The organism is Streptococcus mitis (assembly GCF_901542415.1).
GTDB classification, from domain to species: Bacteria; Bacillota; Bacilli; order Lactobacillales; family Streptococcaceae; genus Streptococcus; species Streptococcus mitis_BL.
Map to the genome: position 1 here is coordinate 538890 of NZ_CABEHV010000004.1, position 24839 is coordinate 563728.

20 protein-coding genes are annotated in these 24839 nt (G+C 39.2%); 13 read left to right on the forward strand and 7 right to left on the reverse strand.

Annotated features, from left to right (window positions below):
- Positions 1 to 131: 131 nt before the first annotated feature.
- Genes FQT24_RS02965 through FQT24_RS11015 form a run of 3 tightly spaced genes read right to left on the reverse strand, consistent with a single transcriptional unit; the run spans position 132 to position 1984 of the window.
- Complete coding sequence (locus FQT24_RS02965) at positions 132 to 947, reverse strand: TIGR03943 family putative permease subunit (RefSeq protein ID WP_143952111.1); 816 nt, start codon at positions 945 to 947, stop codon at positions 132 to 134.
- Entirely contained in the window at positions 944 to 1849 is a 906-nt protein-coding gene (locus FQT24_RS02970) for a permease (protein ID WP_143952112.1), read from the reverse strand. Before FQT24_RS02970 ends, FQT24_RS02965 begins: the two co-directional genes overlap by 4 nt.
- Entirely contained in the window at positions 1850 to 1984 is a 135-nt protein-coding gene (locus FQT24_RS11015) for an SPJ_0845 family protein (protein ID WP_143952113.1), read from the reverse strand.
- Positions 1985 to 2240: 256 nt separating this feature from the next.
- Here FQT24_RS11015 and FQT24_RS02980 point away from each other — a divergent pair, with 256 nt between their 5' ends.
- The 6 genes from FQT24_RS02980 to FQT24_RS03005 all read left to right on the forward strand — a co-directional run bounded on the left by FQT24_RS02980 (position 2241) and on the right by FQT24_RS03005 (position 9677).
- The gene (locus tag FQT24_RS02980) at positions 2241 to 3557 is read left to right on the forward strand and encodes a DUF1919 domain-containing protein (RefSeq protein ID WP_260666696.1); all 1317 of its coding nucleotides are present in this window, start codon (positions 2241 to 2243) and stop codon (positions 3555 to 3557) included.
- Positions 3558 to 3658: 101 nt separating this feature from the next.
- A complete protein-coding gene (locus FQT24_RS02985; protein ID WP_143952114.1) occupies positions 3659 to 5788 on the forward strand; it encodes a Tex family protein in 2130 nt (709 codons plus the stop codon).
- Entirely contained in the window at positions 5775 to 6224 is a 450-nt protein-coding gene (locus FQT24_RS02990) for a SprT family protein (RefSeq protein WP_143952115.1), read from the forward strand. The genes FQT24_RS02985 and FQT24_RS02990 overlap by 14 nt, the downstream gene beginning before the upstream one ends.
- 58 nt (positions 6225 to 6282) lie before the next feature.
- Positions 6283 to 6555, forward strand: a complete 273-nt coding sequence (locus tag FQT24_RS02995; RefSeq protein ID WP_001085044.1) for a PspC domain-containing protein — start codon at positions 6283 to 6285, stop codon at positions 6553 to 6555.
- A gap of 373 nt (positions 6556 to 6928) precedes the next feature.
- On the forward strand, positions 6929 to 7687 hold the full coding sequence (locus tag FQT24_RS03000) for an ABC transporter ATP-binding protein (protein WP_000173372.1): 759 nt from the start codon (positions 6929 to 6931) through the stop codon (positions 7685 to 7687).
- A gap of 1 nt (position 7688) precedes the next feature.
- On the forward strand, positions 7689 to 9677 hold the full coding sequence (locus FQT24_RS03005; protein WP_143952116.1) for an ABC transporter permease: 1989 nt from the start codon (positions 7689 to 7691) through the stop codon (positions 9675 to 9677).
- Between the two features lie 194 nt (positions 9678 to 9871).
- On the opposite strand, the gene FQT24_RS03010 is transcribed toward FQT24_RS03005, so the two are convergent.
- The gene (locus FQT24_RS03010; RefSeq protein WP_050280690.1) at positions 9872 to 10567 is read right to left on the reverse strand and encodes a VIT1/CCC1 transporter family protein; all 696 of its coding nucleotides are present in this window, start codon (positions 10565 to 10567) and stop codon (positions 9872 to 9874) included.
- A 513-nt stretch (positions 10568 to 11080) separates the two neighbouring features.
- On the opposite strand from FQT24_RS03010, the gene FQT24_RS03015 reads away from it, so the two are divergent.
- The 4 genes from FQT24_RS03015 (at position 11081) to FQT24_RS03030 (ending at position 14220) form a co-directional block, all read left to right on the forward strand.
- Positions 11081 to 11845 carry a hypothetical protein gene (locus FQT24_RS03015; protein ID WP_033685101.1) on the forward strand — a complete coding sequence of 255 codons (765 nt, stop codon included), beginning with the start codon at positions 11081 to 11083 and terminating at the stop codon, positions 11843 to 11845.
- Between the two features lie 16 nt (positions 11846 to 11861).
- Positions 11862 to 12494 carry a hypothetical protein gene (locus FQT24_RS03020; RefSeq protein ID WP_033685100.1) on the forward strand — a complete coding sequence of 211 codons (633 nt, stop codon included), beginning with the start codon at positions 11862 to 11864 and terminating at the stop codon, positions 12492 to 12494.
- Between the two features lie 149 nt (positions 12495 to 12643).
- The gene (locus FQT24_RS03025) at positions 12644 to 13345 is read left to right on the forward strand and encodes a response regulator transcription factor (RefSeq protein ID WP_143952117.1); all 702 of its coding nucleotides are present in this window, start codon (positions 12644 to 12646) and stop codon (positions 13343 to 13345) included.
- A complete protein-coding gene (locus FQT24_RS03030; RefSeq protein ID WP_143952118.1) occupies positions 13342 to 14220 on the forward strand; it encodes a sensor histidine kinase in 879 nt (292 codons plus the stop codon). Before FQT24_RS03025 ends, FQT24_RS03030 begins: the two co-directional genes overlap by 4 nt.
- Positions 14221 to 14259: 39 nt before the next feature.
- Here FQT24_RS03030 and FQT24_RS03035 read toward each other — a convergent pair whose 3' ends face one another.
- The 3 genes from FQT24_RS03035 to FQT24_RS03045 all read right to left on the reverse strand — a co-directional run bounded on the left by FQT24_RS03035 (position 14260) and on the right by FQT24_RS03045 (position 16882).
- Positions 14260 to 15012, reverse strand: a complete 753-nt coding sequence (locus FQT24_RS03035; RefSeq protein WP_143952119.1) for an ABC-2 family transporter permease — start codon at positions 15010 to 15012, stop codon at positions 14260 to 14262.
- Positions 15013 to 15022: 10 nt separating this feature from the next.
- Positions 15023 to 15931: an ATP-binding cassette domain-containing protein gene (locus FQT24_RS03040; RefSeq protein WP_143952120.1), complete on the reverse strand. Its 909-nt coding sequence runs from the start codon at positions 15929 to 15931 to the stop codon at positions 15023 to 15025.
- A 141-nt stretch (positions 15932 to 16072) separates the two neighbouring features.
- On the reverse strand, positions 16073 to 16882 hold the full coding sequence (locus FQT24_RS03045; RefSeq protein ID WP_143952121.1) for a Cof-type HAD-IIB family hydrolase: 810 nt from the start codon (positions 16880 to 16882) through the stop codon (positions 16073 to 16075).
- A gap of 219 nt (positions 16883 to 17101) precedes the next feature.
- Here FQT24_RS03045 and FQT24_RS03050 point away from each other — a divergent pair, with 219 nt between their 5' ends.
- The 3 genes from FQT24_RS03050 (at position 17102) to addA (ending at position 24826) form a co-directional block, all read left to right on the forward strand.
- A complete protein-coding gene (locus tag FQT24_RS03050) occupies positions 17102 to 17773 on the forward strand; it encodes a CPBP family intramembrane glutamic endopeptidase (protein WP_143952122.1) in 672 nt (223 codons plus the stop codon).
- A 130-nt stretch (positions 17774 to 17903) separates the two neighbouring features.
- Positions 17904 to 21179, forward strand: a complete 3276-nt coding sequence (gene rexB, locus FQT24_RS03055) for an ATP-dependent nuclease subunit B (protein ID WP_143952123.1) — start codon at positions 17904 to 17906, stop codon at positions 21177 to 21179.
- On the forward strand, positions 21176 to 24826 hold the full coding sequence (gene addA / locus FQT24_RS03060) for a helicase-exonuclease AddAB subunit AddA (protein ID WP_143952124.1): 3651 nt from the start codon (positions 21176 to 21178) through the stop codon (positions 24824 to 24826). Before rexB ends, addA begins: the two co-directional genes overlap by 4 nt.
- Positions 24827 to 24839: the final 13 nt, after the last annotated feature.

Sequence of the window (24839 nt, forward strand, 5' to 3'; positions counted from 1 at the left end):
ATGCAGAAACGAATATTGTCTCTTTTTTATTGATGAGTGAGAATTTTTGGCGTCTTCCTACATCTCGTATAAACAAAAAACGAACGGGCTCTTTTTCTGTCATTCAGAAGAGAACTTGTTCGTTTTTTCTTTTAAAACACGCGATACACGTAGGGATTTTCTGGTTTATCAACTTTGGTAAAGCTATCGATTTCTAAGGTTGGGAGATTTTGTTTGAGTTCTTTATGGTAGTGATTGACCAGTTTTCCTTTAGCCGTTATCCAGGTGTTATTTTCATACTGTCGGGTATTTCCCTTGGTCAGCAATCCATACACACCTGAATCCGCAATACAGTGGATAATGCCGAAGCGGAACAAAAATTGGCTATTGGAGTGACTGGGGTCGTTATAGACAAAGCCTGTAAACTGGACTGTCTTGCCTTCAAACTCATCTGGATAGTCGTAGATGGCTTCCATGACTTCCATATAGTTTTCATTAGTGATCTGAATACTATCTTGGGACAAGTATTTATCCGCCGCCGTTCGCATTTCCTTTTCATAGGCTGTTTTTGAGAAATAAGAACTGGTATCTGGTTTCAAATATTGGCTTGTTGTCCCTTCGCTGGTCTGAATGGCTTGGTCTGTTCCTTCTGATAGAGGAAAATGATAACCTTTAGCAGAAACAGTCTGAGAATCCAAGCTAACAGTTGGGAAAGTTAAACCGACAACAATCGGAATAGCCAGAAGAGCAACACTTGTCACCTTGGCCAAGCGACCGTTCAAATGACTGTGGGTTTTGACTTGTTTCATCCAGATATACACTTGAACGATTGCCAAGATAAAGGAAAGCACCATGGAAATATAGGCCAGATAGGAATAGTGCATGTTGATGTACTGGTTTAATTTTCCCGACAGATGGAGATAAATGGTCAGTTCAAAATAGCCAGCTAAAACTAAAAATCGAATCATAGGATGACTCCAATCAAGAGAGAATAGACTAAAACGACCAGAGTCACAATCGTAATGAAGTGACTGATAAATCGTGCTTTCAAGTAATTTTTCATCATGAGAATATTTTTGATATCCAGCATTGGGCCAATGACGAGAAAGGCCAGAACTGGTGCCAAACCGAAACTTGAGAGAAGAGAAGCACCGATAAAAGCATCCGCCTCGCTACAGAGCGAAAGAAGAAAGGCCAAAAGCATCAAGAGCAAGATGGCAAAAAGAGGGGTCGCACTGATAGAAGTCAAAATGCGTGTCGGAACGTAGACTTGTATTATAGAGGCAAAGAGACAGCCAAATACCAAGTAACGTCCCGTATCAAAAAATTCATCAATGGCTTGCACAAAGACCTGAAAAACTTTTTTTGCAGGAGTTAAGTGAGAAAAATCATGCTCATGACAGGCAAAACGATTTTCTTTTTGAATGGGTTCTTGCCAAAAAAATCCCAGAAAAACCCCTAGTATCACAGCTACAACAATGGAACCCAGAGCTCGCAATAGGGCGATGTGGAAGGAGTTGCCAAAGGCAGAATAGGTCGCAAAGAGAACAATGGGATTGATGACAGGTGCTGTTACGAGAAAGGGAACAGCCGTGTAACTGGGAACCTTTTTTTCCAGAAAACGATTGATAATGGGAACAATTCCACATTCACAAGAGGGGAAAAGCATCCCGACAAAGGTCCCAAAAAAGATTCTCCCCCAACGATTTCGAGGGAGAAAATGATAAACTTTTTCAGGTGTGATATAGACTTCAATCAGCCCTGAGACAATACTTCCTATCAGCACGAAAGGGAGGGCTTCAATGATAATGGAGAGAAAAATGGCTCCAGTCTGAAGCACACTAGATGGGAGTTGTTGGAAAGCAGTCATCTAGTTTTTCTTTTCTGCTTTGTCTTTTTTCTCTTTGTCATCATCAGGGAAAGTGACTTGTTTCAAATCAGGGAGTTTAGCAAACTCTTCAAACATCTTGTCTAAATCGTCTCGTTTTGTAAATTTTACAGCCATAGATATACCTCGATTCTAAATTCTACCTCTATTATACTATTATTTTGAGGAAAAGGGAAAAGTTAAAATTTCAAATTGAGTAGCTAATAAATAATACAGCTTGATATCACATGATGTACACTATAATTGTGCTATAATTAAATAAAAGAAAATCATTATCAGAAAATTATAGGAGGTAGTCAAATTGACTGACTCAATTAGTGTTATTTTGTTACACCAAGGAGACAGAAATAGTTTATTAGAGTCTTTATCAATAGTGGATAGACAAACATTAAAAGATATAGAAGTTATTATTGTAAACCAATCCACAGAGGAAATAGATTCCATTAGCCAACAGATAGATCTAGCACTTGATATTAAGATTATAGGTGAGAATTCTTTTGCTGAGTTGTCTGATATGATTACGGGAGATTATATTACGTTTCTATCATCAAATGATTCATTATTTGATTGGACATTTGAAAAGATGTATCATGCGATAAAATTATCTGATTCTGATGTTGTTCTTGGTAATTTTGCTGATTTGGTTGATGGAGTATTTTACTTTTATCCTTGGGGTGATAATTGGTTGACAAAAAACTTAACGAACTATCAAGTTTTAGAAAAGATGGATGATACAGATCATCGAATTAGAAAACAATATTGCTCATTGTTCGGAAAATTATTCAATAGTAAACTTTTACGAAAAATAAATCAATTTGATATAAACAACCTTATTTGGAGACTTTATATTCAATCTAAAACTGCAACCTATATTAATTTACCGACATATATCTATAAACCTGTTGTAGATGTTAAACCTCTCAAAGATTCCTATAAAATCATATTAGAAAATTATGAAAATAGAATAAAAGATTGCGTCGTCTTAGAAAACTATGATATAGAAATAGCGAAAAGACAATATATTCAAGAATTGGCAAATTTTAGTGCTTGGTTAAAAAATGACGGTGAACATTTAGATTCTGAAATTGTTTATCATAAGTTGATAGCTGCAGAGAAAGGAATTTTCCCTTTTCTTGACCTTGATAGATTAGATTTCACGATTATAAGTAATAATTGTGTTGGAGGATTAATTTATAAACAACTTGGTTTTCAATATAGAACACCTTTTGTTGGTTTATTTATTCTTCCTGATGATTATTATAAACTTACAAAGGATTTTCGGTACTATATGGAACAAGAACTTGTTTTCGAAGAGGAACTTATTTCACCGAGCTGGACTCATGAAGTTTATCCTTTGGGACATTTAGGAGATATAGATATTCATTTTCTACATTATTCTAGTATTGAAGAAGCACGAACTAAGTGGGAAAAAAGAAAAAAACGTATAAATTGGGATAATATTTATTTTAAATTTGATAATAAAGATTCAGCTAGTGAAGAAATTCTAAGTAAGATGGATAATCTTCCCTATTCTAATAAATTAATTTTAGTCAATCGTCCATATAAAAACTTGAAAAGTCAATGTGTTATTCCAGGTCAGGAACATCTTCCAGAACTGGCTATTATGTCTGATCCATTAAATACTTTTGATATCATGGCTTGGTTAAAAAAAGGCGGCAATGCTCTATAAGTACAAGTTATTGCTCTATAGCATATAAATCTATTCCCTACATATTTTTTAAATGTTCTACGAGTTAATTTGAAACGTTTAGCTTGTGGTATAATAGGTTTATGGATAAAAAATATGAAAAAATCTCTCAGGATTTGGGAGTGACGTTAAAGCAAATTGATACCGTTCTAAGTTTGACAGCTGAAGGGGCGACAATTCCCTTCATAGCGCGTTATCGCAAGGACATGACTGGTAGTTTGGATGAGGTGGCAATTAAGGCCATTATCGACTTGGATAAAAGTCTGACAAATCTCAACGACCGTAAGGAAGCTGTTTTAGCTAAGATTCAAGAACAAGGCAAGTTGACCAAGGAGTTGGAAGAAGCTATCTTAGTTGCCGAAAAATTAGCAGACGTTGAAGAACTCTATCTTCCTTACAAGGAAAAGCGTCGGACCAAGGCAACCATTGCCCGTGAAGCAGGGCTTTTCCCACTTGCTCGCTTAATCTTGCAGAATGTAACTGACTTAGAGAAAGAAGCTGAGAAGTTTGTCTGTGAAGGATTTGCGAATGGGAAGGAAGCTTTGGCTGGTGCAGTTGATATCTTGGTCGAAGCCTTATCGGAAGATGTTACACTGCGCGCCATGACTTATCAGGAGGTGCTGAGACACTCTAAACTTACTTCTCAAATTAAGGATGAAAGTCTCGATGAAAAGCAGGTCTTTCAGATTTACTATGATTTTTCAGAGACAGTTGGAAATATGCAAGGCTATCGTACCTTAGCCCTCAATCGTGGGGAGAAGCTAGGTGTCTTGAAGGTCGGTTTTGAACATGCGACGGACCGTATTCTTGCCTTCTTTGCTACTCGTTTCAAGGTGAAAAATGCTTATATTGATGAAGTGGTTCAGCAATCTGTTAAGAAAAAAGTCTTGCCTGCTATCGAGCGCCGTATTCGGACAGAATTGACTGAAAAAGCAGAAGAAGGAGCTATCCAACTCTTTTCTGACAACCTGCGCAATCTCCTTTTGGTTGCTCCATTGAAAGGGCGCGTGGTTCTTGGGTTTGACCCAGCCTTTCGTACAGGTGCCAAGCTAGCTGTCGTGGATGCAACAGGGAAAATGCTGACGACTCAGGTTATTTATCCTGTCAAACCAGCATCAGCTCGTCAAATCGAAGAAGCCAAGAAAGATTTGGCAGATTTGATTGGTCAATACGGTGTAGAGATTATTGCAATCGGAAATGGAACGGCCAGTCGTGAAAGTGAAGCCTTTGTGGCAGAAGTCCTTAAGGATTTTCCAGAAGTCAGCTATGTTATCGTCAATGAAAGTGGTGCTTCGGTCTATTCTGCCAGCGAACTTGCTCGTCAGGAGTTTCCAGACTTGACCGTTGAAAAACGCTCTGCTATTTCTATCGCCCGTCGTTTGCAAGATCCTCTTGCAGAGTTGGTCAAAATCGATCCTAAGTCAATCGGTGTCGGTCAGTACCAGCACGATGTCAGCCAGAAGAAATTGTCAGAGAGTCTGGACTTTGTCGTCGATACCGTGGTAAACCAAGTCGGTGTCAATGTCAATACAGCCAGCCCAGCTCTTCTTTCCCATGTCGCTGGACTCAATAAAACCATTTCTGAAAATATCGTCAAATACCGTGAGGAAGAAGGAAAAATCACTTCACGTGCTCAAATCAAGAAAGTTCCTCGGTTAGGTGCCAAGGCCTTTGAGCAGGCAGCTGGTTTCCTTCGTATCCCTGAAAGTAGCAATATCCTTGATAATACAGGAGTTCACCCAGAAAATTACGTTGCCGTCAAGGAACTTTTCAAACGTTTGGATATCAAGGATCTGAATGAAGAAGCCCAAAGCAAACTCAAGTCCCTTTCAATTAAGGAAATGGCGCAAGAGCTAGACCTTGGTCCAGAAACTCTTAAAGATATCATTGCAGATCTTCTCAAACCAGGTCGAGATTTCCGTGATTCCTTTGACGCACCTGTGCTTCGCCAAGATGTCCTAGATATCAAGGATTTAGTGGTTGGTCAGAAGCTAGAGGGTGTGGTGCGTAACGTCGTTGACTTTGGTGCCTTCGTTGATATTGGGATTCATGAGGACGGTCTCATCCATATTTCCCATATGAGTCGGAAGTTTATCAAGCATCCCAGCCAAGTGGTATCCGTTGGTGATTTGGTAACGGTTTGGGTTAAGAAAATTGATACTGAACGTGAAAAAGTCAATCTGTCGCTAATCGCTCCAAATGAAACTGACTGATTACGTTAAGCAGGTTTCACTAGAAGACTTCGGCAGACCTTTTATCCATCATGCCCAGTGGAATAGGCGTCTACGTTCGACAGGTGGGCGATTTTTCCCAAAAGATGGGCATTTGGATTTTAATCCCAAGGTTTATCAGGAACTGGGTCTGGATGTTTTTAGGAAAATTGTCCGACATGAACTCTGTCATTATCACCTTTATTTCCAAGGGAAGGGATATCAACACAAGGATCGGGATTTTAAGGAACTTTTGAAAGCAGTGGATGGATTACGCTTTGTGCCCTCCTTGACAAATAGCCACTCTAAACCACTCAAGCTTTATCGTTGCCAATTCTGCCAACAAAGGTATCATCGAAAGCGAAAGATTGATACCAAACGCTATCGCTGTGGACTTTGTAGAGGTAATTTGCTACTAATAAATCAGCCTGAGGACTGATGAAAGCCGAGCCTACCCGTGATATACTATGTCTAACCTAGCAGAAAGAGGAAATATCATGAACAGTAAATTTTATAAAATGAGACGCAATCGCATGATTTCAGGAGTTCTGGCAGGTCTGTCAGATAAGTGGAATTTTGATGTTACCCTTGTACGTTTTCTATTTGCTATTTTTACAGTCGCAAACTTTGGACTTGGGGTGATTATCTATATCATCCTAGCTTCTATCATGCCAACCAAGGAAGAAATCGAAGCAGAAATGTATGGAACAGGCCCACGAAAACGCAAAGAAGCCCAAGCCATTGACGATAATGAAGGCTGGTTTTGGTGAGGTAGAAACAGTTATTTTACTGTTAGTCTATGAATTCGACTAATCTATTTTAACATTTCTTGAACCCTTGTATTTGCAAGGGTTTTCTTCTTGCCTTCTTTTTATGGTAAAATGTTTTTAATGAAATGCCTACATTTACTCCAATCTTACAAAAATGTAAGATTAAAGTCTCTTTTGTAAGGTTAGGTTATGGCAAGCGGTCTTTTTTTGATGTAAACTAGACTCATAAAGAACAAAGGAGTAACATCATGAAACAAATCTTACATAAGAAAACAAGAAAACCAAGCCACAAAGATATCGAGCGCGTTCAGCTGGGATGCGCTATGATGCAAGCAACATTTCATTTGATGGGATATTAAGAAAGGAGATTCTCATGACACTTTTAGATGTAAAACACGTTCAAAAAATTTATAAAACTCGTTTTCAGGGCAACCAAGTAGAAGCCCTCAAGGATATTCACTTTACCGTCGAAAAGGGTGACTACGTTGCCATCATGGGTGAGTCTGGTTCTGGTAAATCAACTTTACTCAATATTCTAGCTATGCTGGATAAACCAACTCGTGGTCAAGTTTACTTGAATGGAACTGACACCGCAACCATTAAAAATTCACAGGCTTCTAGCTTCCGTCGTGAAAAGTTAGGCTTTGTCTTCCAAGACTTTAACTTGCTAGATACTCTGTCTGTCAAGGACAATATCTTGCTTCCGCTTGTCTTGTCAAGAAGACCTATTACGGAGATGATGAAGAAATTGGTGGTGACAGCTGAGAATCTAGGTATCAACCAATTGCAAGAGAAGTACCCTTACGAGATTTCTGGTGGTCAGAAACAGCGTGTAGCAGTAGCCCGCGCCATCATCACAGAACCTGAAATTCTCCTTGCGGATGAGCCAACAGGTGCCCTTGATTCCAAGTCCTCTGCAGCCTTACTTGATGTCTTTGATGAAATCAATGAGCGCGGCCAAACCATTCTTATGGTAACCCACTCAACAGCAGCAGCTAGCAGAGCTAAACGTGTACTCTTTATCAAAGACGGCATTCTTTACAACCAAATCTACCGTGGAGAGAAGACAGAACGTCAGATGTTCCAAGAGATCTCTGATACCTTGACTGTCATGGCAAGCGAGGTGAATTAGTATGTTTCGATTAACCAATAAGTTAGCGGTATCGAACTTGATTAAAAACCGCAAACTCTACTATCCTTTTGCGCTGGCTGTTCTCTTGGCAGTCACCGTCACCTATCTCTTTTACTCTCTAACTTTCAATCCAAAGATTGCGGAAATTCGTGGAGGGACAACGATTCAGGCTACACTTGGATTTGGTATGTTTGTCGTCACCCTTGCATCTGCTATTATTGTCCTTTATGCCAATAGTTTTGTCATGAAGAACCGTTCCAAGGAACTAGGGATTTATGGAATGTTGGGCTTGGAGAAGCGTCATCTTATCAGTATGACCTTTAAGGAGTTAGTGGTATTTGGGATTCTAACTGTTGGAGCGGGTATCGGTATTGGAGCCTTGTTTGACAAGTTAATTTTCGCTTTCTTGCTCAAACTGATGAAATTGAAGGTTGAGCTGGTCGCTACCTTCCAAATGAATGTTGTCATTGCAGTACTTGTTGTCTTCGGTTTGATTTTCCTAGGCCTCATGTTCCTGAATGCCCTTCGAATTGCCCGTATGAATGCCCTCCAGCTCTCGCGTGAGAAAGCAAGTGGAGAGAAAAGAGGTCGTTTCCTACCTCTCCAAACTATTCTTGGTTCCATAAGTTTAGGGATTGGCTATTATCTTGCCCTTACGGTAACCGATCCTCTTACAGCCCTAACAACTTTCTTCCTAGCTGTTTTGCTGGTTATCTTTGGTACTTATCTATTGTTTAATGCAGGGATTACAGTCTTCCTACAAATCTTAAAGAAAAATAAGAAATACTATTACCAACCTAATAACCTCATCTCTGTTTCCAACTTGATTTTCCGTATGAAGAAAAATGCGGTGGGCCTTGCAACTATCGCTATCTTGTCAACAATGGTTTTGGTAACCATGTCAGCAGCGACAAGCATTTTCAATGCCTCAGAATCCTTTAAAAAAGTGATGAATCCGCATGACTTTGGAATTACTGGAAAAAATGTTGAAAAAGAAGATTTGGACAAACTCTTGAGCCAGTTTGCAAGTGATAAAGGTTATAGTGTCAAAGAGAAAGAAGTGCTTCATTACAGTAACTTTGGTATTGCAAATCAAGAAGGAACCAAGTTAACTATTTTTGAAAAAGGACAAAACCGTGTCCAACCCAAAACAGTTTTCATGGTATTTGACCAAAAAGATTATGAAAATATGACTGGTCAAAAACTGTCTCTATCAGGAAATGAGGTCGGTCTCTTTGCCAAAAATGACGGACTGAAAGGACAGAAAGCTCTAACTCTAAATGATCATCAATTTTCTGTCAAAGAAGAATTTAATAAAGATTTCATTGTGAACCATGTTCCAAATCAGTTTAATATCTTGACTACTGATTACAATTATATAGTTGTTCCTAATCTACAAGCTTTTTTGGAACAATTCCCAGATTCAGCTATCTATAATCAACTTTACGGTGGTATGAATGTAAATGTCAGTGAAGAAGAACAGCTCAAGGTCGCTGAAGAATATGAAAACTACCTCAATCAGTTTAATGCTCAATTAAACACTGAAGGTAGCTATGTGTACGGTAGCAATCTAGCAGATGCCAGTGCTCAGATGAGTGCCCTCTTTGGTGGTGTCTTCTTTATCGGTATTTTCCTATCCATTATCTTTATGGTCGGAACCGTTCTGGTCATCTACTACAAACAAATTTCTGAAGGCTACGAAGACCGTGAACGCTTTATTATCTTGCAGAAAGTCGGTTTGGATCAAAAGCAAATCAAGCAAACCATCAACAAACAGGTTTTAACTGTTTTCTTCCTTCCTTTGCTTTTTGCCTTCATACATCTCGCCTTTGCCTACCATATGCTTAGTCTGATTTTAAAAGTGATTGGTGTAATAGATACGAATATGATGTTGATTGTGACCTTGTCTATCTGCGCTATCTTCCTCATCGCCTATGTGCTGATTTTCATGATTACTTCAAGAAGTTATCGCAAGATCGTGCAAATGTAAAAAAAGATACCTCGACTTCAAAATCGAGGTATTTCTTGTATTTTATACTCAATGAAAATCAAAAAGCAAACTAGGAAGCTAGCCGCTGGTTGCTCAAAACACTGTTTTGAGGTTGCAGATAGAACTGACGAAGTCAGTAACCATACATACGGCAAGGCGAAGCTGACGTGGTTTGAAGAGATTTTCGAAGAGTATTAAATGCTGAAAAGTTGTCCTAGCAGGAAAGTAACGCCCATGGTCAAGAGGCCGATAGCGAGGTTCCGAATCATAGCTGTTTTGGTTGGGGCTTTTCCAAGTCTGGCACTAGTGTAACCAGTGAGAAGAAGGGCCACACCGACGATAAGGACAGTAGCAGGGATGCGGTATTCACTTGGGAAAATGGTCACTGACAGCATTGGAGGCAAACTTCCAAGGAAAAAGGCAACAAAACTAGAAATGGCAGCGTGCCAAGGATTGGTAAACTCTTCATACTCTATCCCATATTTTTCCTCTACCAAAGCCTTGAGTGGATTTTTAAGAAAGGCCTTGTTGGTCAAGAGCTGGGCAGAGGTTTCACATTCTCCATTTTGGATATAGGCAGCATAGAGGGATTTTTTGGCTAGTTCCATATCTTGGTCTAGCAAGAGTTGCTCACGCGCAACGGCTGCTTCCTCGGTATCTTTTTGAGTTGAAACGGATACATATTCTCCACCAGCCATTGAAAAGGCACCAGCTAAGATAGCTGCAAATCCTGATAAAAAGATAATCCAGATATTGCTCGTAGCACTAGCAACCCCGATAACCACACCAGCAATGGAAATAATTCCATCATTGGCACCAAGAACACCAGCACGCAGGATATTTAAACGACCTGCAAAATTTGAATCAATTTCGTGATTTGTTTCTGACATATTATTCTCCTTTTTATCCAGTATAAAGGAAAAATATAGGGAAATCAATCTTTTAAAAGTATCTGAAAAAAGTTGCACGATTTTAATTTTACGAGCTTTTTTTAAAAGTTAGAAACACCACTAGCTAGTAGAGAAGGATAAAAGAAAAGCAAAGCTGATAGACTAGTCCTTTTTCTAGTTATCTATGGTATAATAGGAGGTAGATTTACTAATCGGAGTAAGAAATATTTTATGATTAAACTAGTAGCAACAGATATCGGTATAAGTAAATTGATACAATAGAATATAAAGAAAGCCTTGGAAAAAAGTTGTTTTAAGGATTTTTACTGTCTATAGATAGAAGGAAATGGGTATCAGAAATACTTTGATTCTATGGAGACACCCTTGATTTGTTAAACGTTAAATTGTATGTTTCCAAAGTCAATCATCTTGAGACAGTATAAACGTATGTTATAAAATGCTATAATCATTCATAATATTTAATTTTAAATTACTGTATGCGAGGAATGGAATATGCCAAAATCATTTGATGAATTTTACTTTTACACTGCGGATAAGAAAGAAGATATTCAGATTTTAAATGATTATTTTGTAAAATATAAAAATCTAGGAATTTATCAAGATAATATGTTCTGCCCAGAGTGTAAACAAGCAGAGTTATCTTACATCCCTAAGACTTCACAAAGGAGAGCACATTTAAAAAGAAAGACTAGTTCTAAACACACTAATTGGTGCTCTTATCAATTTGATTATGCTAGCAAAGAGTATATAGAGGAATATTTTAAAAATCTTCGTGATGACCAAATTAAAGATAAGCTTGATGCCATGATGAGAAGTCTTTTTTTAAAAAAAGAATATTTGCCTCAAACACCGATAGCTCTAGGAGATTCTAGTGATGAAAATCCTGTAGTTCTGACAAGAAAGGTTGAAAGACAAGTACATCATAAATCTTTAAGAAGAAAAAGTATTGAAAAATGGCTAGATAAAAAACTTGAAGATGAACTTCATCTTTTCTATGGTAAAGTACGTTTAAGCATTTCAGAATGGCATAATGAACAAGGATATACTCTTTATTTTTTGAATATTTTTTGTAAGGATTCGAATAGGAAATGGAAAAAGAAAGCAAGTATATATCTTGGTGATAAAGTTTTGCTTAAAGTTGAAGAAGATACAGATTATTATTTAGTTGCAATTGGTCATTTAGATTTTTCAAAAGGATTTCCTCCAAAACTGAAGTTGGCAAGTAGACAAGCTTTCTCCATTGAGAAAGTTTTATGATAAGCAGAGGTGTAAAATGGCTTGGGTTGAATATTTAATTGATAGTTTAAAGAGAATTTTCTTAAAAAAGTCTATATCTGATTTTGAAAACGAAACAGAGAATGGAGAGGAAGGATATGATTCTAGATTTAATGATTCTACTTCAGAAGAACGAGGGATCAAGATTAAAACATATTATGAAAATTGGGAGAATCAGACATTTGAATCTCTATTAGAAGAGCATGGCTGTCTAGAATTAAAATTGCTGATTAATAATAATGAAATTTCTGAGAGTTTTAGTTTTTGTAATATTGGTATAAACTATAGTATTACCAAAACTGCAGATTTTAATTTCAGGTATAGAAGTATTAGTGTGCTACCTAAGTATAGAGAAAGAGGTGTATGTAGCTACTTGCTATTAAAATCAATTATTGTAGTTTTAGAAACACTAGAAAACAAAAATGTAGAATTTTCTTTAGTAAATACAGTAAAAATTGAAATTGGAGACAAATTTTCAATTTACGATTCTATTTTAACGGAAAAAATACCTAATAAAAATATGCAATATAGGGTATTTTTATCTGAAAATAGAGATACTGATTTAGCACAGTTAAGGGAAATGTACAATAGCAAACTAGAAAAAATAACTGCTAATTTAAAATTTGCTTAGTATGAAAGTATCGATCTAGTCATCATTTAATCAATATTTCATCTGAAAGAAATTATTTAGTTCACATAAAGTGTGTTGTTCTGCTTGAAAAATTGAGAGACTTTGAAACAATAAAACATGCTATAATAGTTGCAGAAAGGTTGGTATTTATGGCTAGGATATTGGTTATTGAAGATAATAGTGACATTCAGGAAATTTTGAGAACACTTCTTACTGAGGAGCATGAGGTGATTCAAGCCTTTTCTGGTACAGAAGGAATCATGCTTTTTGACCAAGGTGGGATTGACCTCGTTTTGCTAGATATCATGCTTCCTGGGAAAAATGGGGATCAGGTTTTAAAAGCCATCAGGGAACAAAGTCAAACTCCAGTCATTATGCTAACAGCTTTGAGCGATAAGAAGTTAATCAGTCAATACCTCTTAGACGGTGCCAATGATTACATAGTCAAACCTTTTGATTTGGACGAAGTCTTTGCAAGAGTTACTGTTCAGTTACGTCAAAGTGCAGAAAAACAGCCTGCAGAAATTGTAAAAACTGAAAATCTGCCACAAAACTTGAAAAATATCCAGTTTGATGCCGAAAGTTTTGAAATCAAAAATAGTCAGGAAACGATTCGTCTTGCCAAGAAAGAATGCTTGATTCTCCAAACTCTCCTCAAACATCCTAAGAAAATCTTCACCAAGGAAGAACTTTATGAATTGGTATGGGAGGACAACTACCTATCTGGAGATAATACCCTCAATACGCATTTGAGTAATCTTCGTAAAAAATTAAACCAGCTTGACCCAACTCAAGAATATATTGAAACCATTTGGGGCGTTGGGGTAAGATTAAAAGGAGACAATCAATGATCTACATGATAATCTTTATCCTACTGGTACTCCTGATTATTTTATCGATTGCATTGATTCGCTACCAACTAGCACTTAAAAACTTGAGTCAACAGATTGAAGACAAGATTCTCACAGGTAGTATGAAAAGAGTAGGGGTCAGCATTTTTTCCAAACATTTTTTACATCTCTATCAGCAGATTGAGAATTTATTTCAGGAAGTGGAACAATCTCGACTGGTTATGAAAAGGGAAAAGCAGACTCTAGATATGGCCATCAGCAATATCGCTCATGATATTCGGACGCCTTTGACTATCGCTTCAGGCTACACCCAACAATTGATAAAATCTCCTGAAGACAAAGCAGAAACCTTACAAAAAATAGCCCAGCATCTTGATTTAGTTTCCAAACGTTTGGAGGCTCTCCTAGAATACCGTCGTTTGATGGAAGGAGCTGTCAAACCGAAACTGGAAGAAGTGGATTTTTCAGCTTTTATCACCAAAAAGACTCTGGCTTATTATGATGTTTTTCAGGCGGCAAATATCATGCTTGATTTTAAGGTTGAAGCTGGTTTAACAATGAGGACTGATGAAGACTTGCTGGATCGAATTTTACAAAATCTGCTTGGGAACGTCCTAAAACATGGCAAGGAAGAAGCACGGCTATCTTTGAGAAAGGAAAAGGAACAGCTTGTCTTAGAGATTGCAAACCTTGTCAAACAGCCCATCAAAAAAATAGAAAATCTCAGCAACCGTTTTTATTCTGAAAATCTATCTGATACGGAAGAATCCTCTGGTTTAGGCCTTTATATCACTGAGGAATTATGCCATCTTCTCGGTGCAGAAATGAAACTAAGCACAGATGGGCAGTGGTTGTCGGTTTTCATTTACTTTTAACGAAAGAAACCTCCTCTGTAGGCTAGAGGAGGTCGTTTTTTATAGACTTTTCTTTTTAAAAACTGTCAATCCACTTAGATTAAAGATTACAATAACAGCTAAGGTAACTATAAGGGTGTAGAAAATGGATTCACTATTAGCAGTCATAGCATAGAAAAACTGCAATGATAAATATGGCAAAATTTTGATACTTGGGAAGATGAGCATTGGCATAGAAAGTAAGATGGAGCTGACCAAATATCCAATAAATACTGCAAGATAAGAATGGCTAACATAGAGGATGAAGGAAACAATGGAAAGCCAAGCAAGGAGGCAAAGAAATTGAAGGAAAATGGTTATCAATAGATTGCCAATAAAGCCATCAGGCATAGTTCCAAATCCATTTAAGATAGTTGCTGGAATAAAGGCAATCACAAGGCTGATGATAAGTTGCAAAAGTGCAATACAAGCCACTACAAAGCCTTTGGCAAGGAAAAACTCTATACGAGAAACCCCTACTGTCAAACTATTTTTATAGAGCTTTCCGATTAAATCAACACCGAGGACTAGACAAGTTAGAATAATACAGAGAAAAACGAGGTTTGAACCTTGACTAGATGCGTTAATCAGGGCTTGTACACCGTCCCAACCATGGGTTGGAATTTCTGGCTCTTCTGTCTGGATTGCCATCAGATGGCCAGTAGCTCCAATACTTGCGCCCATTAGCATGAGAGAAAAGAGAATGAACTCTGTAATCCAAAAACCTTTGGAACGGAAAAGACGGTAAAAGTCTGCTTGAATGGTATGTATCATGATGTTTCTCCTATTCGACCAATTGAGTGAAGTATTCTTCTAGATTTTGACGAGCGTAGTAAATCTCGTCAATAGCGACATCTGCCAAGGTTAATTCCTTAAGAATCTGTTTGACATCTTGTTCCTGACCAAAGATGTGGATTTCGTTTTCAGGATTGACAACCTTGAACTGGAGCTGGATTTGTTCTTTCAATACTTGACAAGCTTTCTCTTGGTCAGCTGTCTTAAGCACAATATAATCCTCACTCAGTGTTTCAAATTCAGCTTTGCTGATTTCACGGATAATCTTACCTTGATCTAAAATACCAAAGCGATTTGCTACGAGATAGAGTTCTGACAAGATATGGCTAGAGATGAGAATGGTTATCCCTTTTTCTTGATTGAGGCGTTGAATCATCAGACGAAATTCTTTGATACCGATTGGATCAAGTCCATTGATAGGTTCATCTAAGATTAGGAAGTCTGGTTTGGAAAGAAGAGCAATGGCGATGCCAAGTCTTTGCTTCATTCCAAGAGAGAAATCTCGAAAGACTTTTTTACCTGTATCTGACAAACCTACATAGTCCAGCGTTTCTCGAATAACTTGATCAGCATTTGGAATATGACGAATCATACAGTAATATTTCAGATTTTGATCGGCTGTTAAGTGATTATGAGCTACAGGTGATTCGATCACTGAACCTACTCGAGATAGAGCCTTGGTCCATTCATTTTCCGATTGGCTAGAGAAGAGGGAAACAGTTCCTTTATCCGCAAACAGTAGTTGTGTAATGATTTTTATTAAGGTGGTCTTCCCAGCTCCGTTCTTCCCGATAAGTCCATAAATATCTCCTTCTCTTATGGTTAGATGAAGATCCTGAAGAATGGCTTGTTTGGCAAAGTTTTTGGACAATCCATGAATGTCAAGTACTGTTTTCATGATTCTCTCCTTTTGATTTATTTTGTTAACTTTAGTATAAAGCATAGAAATCAAAGAAAGCTCAAGCATTTCTAAAGACTTTCTAAAGTTTTAGGAATTCTTAAATATCAAAACCCAGTTGACATGAACTGGGCTTCTTAATTATAGAATGTATTTCTCAATCGCACGCGCAACGCCGTCTTCTTCGTTGCTGGCTGTAACGTCATCAGCTAGGGATTTGACATAATCGCTGGCATTTCCCATAGCAACACCAAGGCCTGCAAATTGGAGCATTTCGATATCGTTATTGGCATCGCCCATGGCCATAATTTCTAACGGCTCAATCTTCAAAATTTCAGCTAATCGAGAAAGAGCGGTAGCCTTGGTCGTTCCAAGTGGCATGGCTTCATAAATAACAGGCTGTGAACGAACTCCACTAAATCGTTGGCAGAGTTCTATAGCAAAACGCTCTTCAAAATCATCTGTTTGCTCCTCTGTACCTAAAAACATACCTTGGAACATGCGGTACTTGCCACTGGTTGCTTCCTCAAGGGAGATTTCAGTCAGGTCTGAAAAGACTAGCTTGGCATCATTTTGAATGATTTCATTAGGCTTGCCACCGAGGACAAAATAATGCTCCTCATCAAAAAGAGTCAATTGAACATCACTCTTTTTAGCTAGGTCATAGAGGTATTCGATGTCAGATGAACTGAGTTCTTGCCAGTCAACTAGTCCCCAGTCACTGGTCTGGTGAGTTGAACAACCGTTATTGACAATGACATATTCGTTCTGGAGGTCAAGCCCCAGTTTTTTGTAGTAGGGAAGGACACCGAAAAGCGGGCGACCTGTACAGAGAACCAGTTTGACACCTTTTTCAATGGCTTGGTGAATAGCAGTAATGTGAGCTTGTGGAATTTCCTTGGCTTCATTGAGGAGGGTTCCGTCCATATCTAAGGCTAGTAGTTTAATCATAGATTTTCCTTCTTTATCTTTTGGTATTATTATAGCATATTTTGGAGAAGATGATGGTAAAAGGGTAGGGACTAATTGATTTTACAGTTTAGGATGTTTTGATGACAATTTATGATTTGAAGAGGATACTTTGAAAAAGATATGCTATATTAAACCTGTGATTCAATTAAGTAAACCATTATATTCAATAAGTTAGTCAAGAAAAACAAAGGATTTAATATGAAAAAACGGGCTATTCAAATTTTACTAGCATTGTCCTTAATTTTTTATAAATCAACTTGGTTTTGGAGGCTTTTCAATCACCTCGCAAAGCCCTATCTACCAGCAAGTCGTGAGTTTTTTCAGATTTTGCTTTTGATGGAGAGTGGAGTTCTTTTATTAGCGGTCATCTATCTACTAGTTTTTGCTGGAAAGAAAACTTTTCATTTCAAGTGGCAGCCGAGGTACTTTATCTACCTTTTACTGGGCTACATTATTTTGTATATGTCGGACTTCCTCTTGTCTTATTTCATACCCTCGTCTTCAAATCAAATTTCTTTGAATGAAACGATAGAAATGATGGGGAGACAGGAATTACCCTATTTCTTGCTCATAGTTTACTTCATCGGCCCTATTGCTGAGGAGTTGATTTATCTCGGTGTGCTTATGACAACCTTTTTCAAAAACTCACCTTGGTACGGAGATGTCTTGCTTTCTGCTATTATTTTCGGTTGTATTCATATCAATTTCGCTTTAACACCTCTTGCCTTTTTCATTTATGCTAGTGGAGGTCTTATTTTGGCTATATTGTATCGCATGACAAAAACTCTCTACTATCCAATAGTGGTTCATATCCTCATCAATATCACTGCCTTCTGGAACTTGTGGTTACTCCTATTTTCAGGAAGTTAGCTTACTAAAACAATGTCGGAATTTTCCGGCATTTTCTTTTCAATAGATGAGCAAGAACTGATTATTTACAGGATTGCTTAATTAAAAAATGGTATAATAAAAGGTAATGAAAAATTCCAACGAGGCAGAGATGAAACTACTTTATACTGATATTCGGACTTCTTTGACTGAAATTTTAACGAGAGAGGCGGAGGAGCTAGTTGCTGCGGGCAAGCGGGTCTTCTACATCGCTCCCAACTCTCTTTCTTTTGAAAAGGAACGCGCCGTGCTGGAATGTTTGTCCCAGCAGGCTTCTTTTGCTATTACCGTCACGCGCTTTGCTCAAATGGCTCGTTACCTGGTCTTGAATGACTTGCCTGCTAAGACCAGTCTTGATGATATCGGTCTTGGGATGGCCTTTTACAAGTGCCTTGCCGAACTTGATCCCAAAGACTTACGAGTATACGGCGCCATCAAGCAGGATCCTCAGTTTATCCAGCAGTTGATTGAACTTTACCACGAGATGACCAAAGCTCAGATGAGCTTTTTAGACTTGGAGAGTTTGACGGATGAGGACAAAAGAGCAGACTTGCTCTTGATTTTTGAGAAAGTAACGGCCTATCTCAATCAAGGTCAGTTAGCTCAGGGAAGTCAGTTGTCCCATTTGATTGAGGCTATTGAGAATAATAAGGTAAGTAGTGATTTTACTCAAATTGCTTTAGTCATTGATGGATTTACCCGTTTTTCTGCTGAGGAAGAGCGGATTGTGGACTTACTTCATGGCAAGGGTGTTGAGATTGTCATTGGGGCTTATACTAGTAAGAAATCCTATACCAGCCCTTTTAGCGAAGGTAATCTTTATCAAGCCAGTGTGGAGTTTCTCCATCATCTAGCTTCTAAATACCAAACGCCTGCACAAGACCTTTCTCAAGCTCATGAGAAGATGGATAGTTTTGACAAGGCCTCTCGTTTGCTGGAGTCTTCTTATGACTTTTCAGAGCTCACTTTGGAGGTCGGTGAGAAGGACCGTGAAAACCTGCAAATCTGGTCTTGTTTAACACAAAAAGAAGAGTTGGAGTTGGTAGCGCGTAGTATTCGTCAGAAATTACATGCCAATCCAGACCTTAGTTACAAGCATTTTCGTATTCTCTTGGGAGATGTGTCTTCTTACCAGTTATCTCTAAAAACCATTTTTGACCAGTATCAGATTCCTTTTTATCTTGGTAGAAGCGAAGCCATGGCCCATCATCCATTGACACAGTTTGTCGAGTCTATTCTAGCTTTAAAACGTTATCGTTTCCGTCAGGAGGATTTGATTAACCTCCTCAGAACTGGTCTGTATACTGATCTTAGTCAGGCTGATATTGACGCTTTTGAGCAATATATCCGCTATCTTGGCATCAATGGCTTGCCAGCCTTTCAGCAAACCTTCACCAAATCCCACCATGGAAAATTTGATCTAGGGCGTTTAAATGCTCTTCGTCTGCGTGTTTTAGGACCTCTTGAGACTCTTTTTGCTAGCCGAAAGCAGAAGTCTGAAAATCTCTTGCAAAAGTGGAATGTCTTTCTAAATGAAGGAGCGGTGACCAAGCAACTGCAAGATTTGACAGCCACTATGGAAACTCTTGAACAGGAAAGACAAGCAGAAGTTTGGAAGGCTTTCTGCCATGTTTTAGAACAATTTGCGACCGTTTTTGCTGGATCACAGGTTAATCTTGAGGATTTCCTAGCCTTGCTTCATTCTGGTATGAGCCTATCTCAATACCGTACCATTCCAGCAACGGTGGACACCGTTCTGGTGCAGAGCTATGATTTGATTGCCCCTCTGACTGCTGACTTTGTCTACGCCATTGGTCTAACTCAGGACAATTTACCAAAAATTTCTCAAAACACCAGTCTTTTGACAGATGAAGAGAGACAGAGCCTAAACCAAGCGACAGAAGATGGGGCGCAATTGCTGATTGCTAGCAGTGAAAATCTCAAGAAAAATCGCTACACTATGCTTTCCTTGGTCAATTCTGCTCGTAAGCAGTTGGTCTTGTCGGCTCCAAGCCTTTTTAACGAAAGTGAAAGCAAGGAATCAGCTTATCTTCAAGAGCTAGTCCATTTTGGATTTAGCAGGAAAGAGAAGAGGATGAATCACAAAGGGCTGTCTAAGGAAGATATGGGGTCATATCACAGTCTTTTGTCCAGTCTAGTTGCCTATCACCAGCAGAGCGAGACGAGTGATACTGAGCAAGATTTGACCTTTGTCAAGGTTCTGGCGCGTGTCATGGGTAAAAAACTAGAACAGCAAGGTCTGGAAAATCCAGCCCTCCCAACCAGTCCAAGCAGTAAGCAGTTGACCAAGGATACCTTACAGGCTCTCTATCCAGATGACAAGGAATTTTACCTGTCTACGTCTGGTTTGACGGAGTTTTACCGAAACCAATACAGTTATTTCCTCCGCTACGTGTTAGGCTTGCAGGAGGAATTACGTCTACGTCCTGATGCCCGCAGTCACGGAAATTTCTTGCACCGTATCTTTGAACGCGCCTTGCAGTTTCCTGACGAAGATTCCTTTGACAAACGTTTAGAACAAGCTATCCAAGAAACCAGTCAAGAACGCGAATTTGAAGCCATTTATCAAGAAAGTTTGGAAGCCCAGTTTACAAAGGAAGTTCTGCTTGATGTGGCGCGGACGACTGGACATATTCTCCGACACAATCCAGCCATCGAAACCATCAAAGAAGAGGCAAATTTTGGTGGCAAGGACCAAGCCTTTATTCAATTGGACAATGGACGCAGTGTCTTTGTACGAGGCAAGGTTGACCGCATTGACCGATTGAAAGCTGATGGGGCGATAGGGGTAGTAGACTACAAGTCGAGTCTGACTCAGTTCCAGTTTCCTCATTTCTTTAATGGGCTCAATTCCCAGTTGCCAACCTATCTAGCTGCCTTAAAAAGAGAAGGAGAGCAGAACTTTTTTGGTGCCATGTACTTGGAAATGGCTGAACAAGTCCAATCTCTGATGGCCGTTAAAAGTCTGGCAGGTGCAGTAATAGAAGCTAGCAAGTCTATGAAATACCAAGGCCTCTTTTTAGAAAAAGAAAGCAGTCATTTGGGCGAATTTTATAACAAAAACAAGGCTAATCAGCTGACAGATGAGGAATTCCAGCTCCTACTGGACTACAATGCCCATCTTTATAAAAAAGCGGCTGAGAAGATTTTAGCGGGTCAGTTCGCCATTAATCCTTATAGCGAAAATGGCAGAAGTATTGCCCCATATGTTCAGCAACATCAAGCCATCACAGGCTTTGAAGCCAATTACCATTTGGGTCAAGCCCGTTTCCTAGAAAAGTTGGACTTAACTGATGGCAAGCGTATGGTCGGAGAAAAACTCAAGCAAGCTTGGTTTGAAAAAATAAGAGAGGAGTTGAATCGATGAAGCCTATTCCCTTTTTAACTGAGGAAGAAATTCAAAAATTGCAAGAAGCTGAAGTAAATTCGAGCAAGGAACAGAAGAAAACTGCCGAGCAAATCGAAGCTATCTACACTTCTGGTCAGAATATCCTTGTCTCAGCGTCGGCTGGTTCTGGGAAGACTTTTGTCATGGCCGAGCGCATTCTAGATCAATTGGCGCGTGGTGTCGAAATTTCTCAACTCTTTATCTCAACCTTTACCGTTAAGGCTGCGACTGAACTTAAGGAACGTTTAGAGAAGAAAATCAGCCAACAAATCCAAGAAAGCAGCGATGTTGACCTCAAACAACACTTGGGACGCCAGTTGGCAGACCTACCAAATGCTGCCATCGGAACCATGGACTCTTTCACACAAAAATTCCTTGGCAAACATGGCTATCTGATTGATATTGCACCTAATTTCCGTATTTTACAAAACCAAAGCGAGCAACTTCTTCTAAAAAACGAAGTCTTTCATGATGTCTTTGAAGCCCATTATCAAGGTAAACAGAAAGAGATCTTTAGTCATTTGCTGAAAAATTTTGCTGGACGTGGCAAAGATGAACGGGGGCTACGCCAGCAGGTCTATAAAATCTATGACTTTCTTCAATCCACTAGCAATCCTCAGAAATGGCTGAGTGAATCTTTCCTCAAAGGCTTTGAAAAAGCTGATTTTACCAGTGAAAAAGAAAAACTAACTGAGAAAATCAAACAGGCGCTTTGGGACTTGGAAAGTTTCTTCCGTTACCATCTGGATAATGATGCCAAGGAGTTTCCAAAGGCTGCTTATCTAGAAAATGTTAAGTTGATTCTAGACGAAATTAGCTCCTTGAATCAGGAGTCCGATAGTCAGGCTTATCAAGCAGTGCTTGCGCGTGTTGTCGCAATTTCAAAAGAGAAAAATGGTCGGGCTCTGACGAATGCCAGTCGTAAGGCTGATTTGAAGCAACTGGTCGATGCCTACAATGAAGAGAGAAAGGCCCAGTTTACTAAACTAGGACAACTAGCAGACCAGATAACGATCCTCGACTATCAAGAACGTTATCATGGAGACACATTGGAACTAGCTAAGACTTTCCAAACCTTCATGAGTGATTTTGTAGAGGCTTATCGTCAGCGTAAACGCCAGGAAAATGCCTTTGAATTCGCTGATATCAGCCATTACACTATTGAGATTTTAGAGAAATTCCCACAAGTCCGTGAGGCTTATCAGGAGCGCTTCCATGAAGTCATGGTCGATGAGTATCAGGATACCAACCATATTCAAGAACGGATGCTGGAATTGCTGTCTAATGGCCACAATCGCTTTATGGTAGGAGATATCAAGCAGTCTATCTATCGTTTCCGTCAGGCAGATCCGCAGATTTTCAATGAGAAATTCCAACGCTATGCGCAAAATCCCCAAGAAGGCAAGCTCATTCTCCTCAAAGAAAATTTCCGTAGTAGTTCAGAAGTGCTGTCAGCAACCAATGATGTCTTTGAACGTCTCATGGACCAAGAGGTCGGCGAAATCAACTATGATAACATGCACCAGCTTGTTTTTGCCAATACCAAACTGACTCCCAACCCTGAGAACAAGGCTGAATTTTTCCTCTACGACAAGGACGATACAGGTGAGGAAGAAGAGAGTCGAACAGAAACGAAACTAACTGGTGAGATGCGCTTAGTCATCAAGGAAATACTTAGACTCCATCAAGAGAAAGGTGTTGCCTTTAAAGAAATTGCCCTTCTGACCTCCAGTCGCAGTCGTAATGACCAGATTCTCCTCGCCCTGTCTGAGTATGGAATTCCTGTCAAAACCGACGGAGAGCAAAACAATTATCTCCAATCCCTAGAAGTGCAAGTCATGCTAAATACCCTTCGTGTCATTCACAATCCCCTGCAAGACTATGCCTTGGTTGCCCTTATGAAGTCTCCAATGTTTGGATTTGACGAAGACGAGTTAGCACGCTTGTCCCTTCAGAAAGCAGAGGATAAAGTCCAAGAAAATCTCTATGAGAAACTGGTCAATGCTCAAAAACTGGCTAGCAGCCAGAAAAACTTGATTCACACGGCTCTAGCTGAGAAACTAAAGCAATTCATGGATATCTTAGCTTCTTGGCGCTTGTATGCCAAAAACCACTCCCTATATGACCTGATTTGGAAGATTTATAACGACCGTTTTTATTATGATTATGTTGGAACTTTGCCAAATGGTCCTGCTAGACAGACCAATCTCTATGCCCTAGCTTTGAGAGCAGATCAATTTGAAAAGAGCAATTTCAAAGGCTTGTCACGTTTTATTAGCATGATTGACAATATCCTAGAATCCCAGCACGATTTGGCAAGCGTGGCCGTCGCACCGCCAAAAGATGCAGTAGAGCTCATGACCATTCACAAGAGTAAAGGGCTAGAGTTTCCTTACGTCTTTATTCTCAATATGGATCAAGATTTCAACAAGCAAGACACCATGTCAGAAGTCATTCTCAGTCGTAAAAATGGACTAGGTGTCAAATATATTGCCAAGATGGAGACGGGAGCAGTTGAAGATCACTATCCTAAAACCATCAAACTCTCCATTCCTAGCCTGACCTATATGCAGAATGAAGAGGAATTTCAGCTGGCAAGCTATTCTGAGCAAATGCGTCTACTGTATGTTGCTATGACGAGGGCTGAGAAAAAGCTCTATCTTGTCGGTAAGGGTTCTCGTGAAAAGCTGGAAGCTAAGGAATACCCAGCAGCTAAAAATGGAAAACTAAATAGCAACACTAGACTTCAAGCCAAGAATTTCCAAGATTGGATTTGGGCTATCAGTAAAGTATTTGCCAAGGATCATCTCAACTTTAGCTATCGTTTTGTCGGTGAAGATCAGCTGACTAGAGAAGCTATCGGTCAGTTGGAAAACAAAAGTCCTCTCCAAGATAGCTCCCAAGCAGACAATCGCCAGTCTGAAACTATTAAAGAAGCTCTTGAAATGCTGAAAGAGGTTGAAGTCTATAATACTCTTCACCGCGCAGCCATTGAACTTCCTAGTGTTCAAACCCCAAGTCAAATCAAGAAATTCTACGAACCTGTTATGGATATGGAGGGTGTCGAAATTGCTGGTCAAGACCAGTCAGTAGGCAAGAAAACCAGCTTTGATTTGCCAGATTTTTCAACTAAAGAAAAGGTAACTGGAGCTGAGATTGGTAGTGCTACCCACGAACTCATGCAGAGAATTGACCTCAGTCAGCGACCAACGCTTGCTGGCCTGAAAGAAACTATCAAACAAGTTCAAACCAGCCAAGCTGTCAGGGAAAAAATTAATCTTGCTAAAATTCTTGCATTCTTTGACACAGAACTCGGTCAGGAAATTCTCGCTAATACCAACCATCTTTATCGCGAGCAACCTTTCTCCATGCTCAAACTAGACCAAAAGAGTAAGGAAGACTTCGTTGTCCGTGGTATCCTTGATGGCTATCTACTTTACGAGGACAAAATCGTTCTGTTCGACTATAAGACAGACCGCTATGATGAACCAAGTCAACTCGTAGACCGCTATCGTGGACAGTTAGCCCTATACGAAGAGGCTTTATCCCGCGCCTATTCGATTGAAAATATTGAAAAATACTTGATTTTACTGGGTAAAGAAGAGGTTAAAGTTGTAAAAGTATAATCTAGAAAGGAGA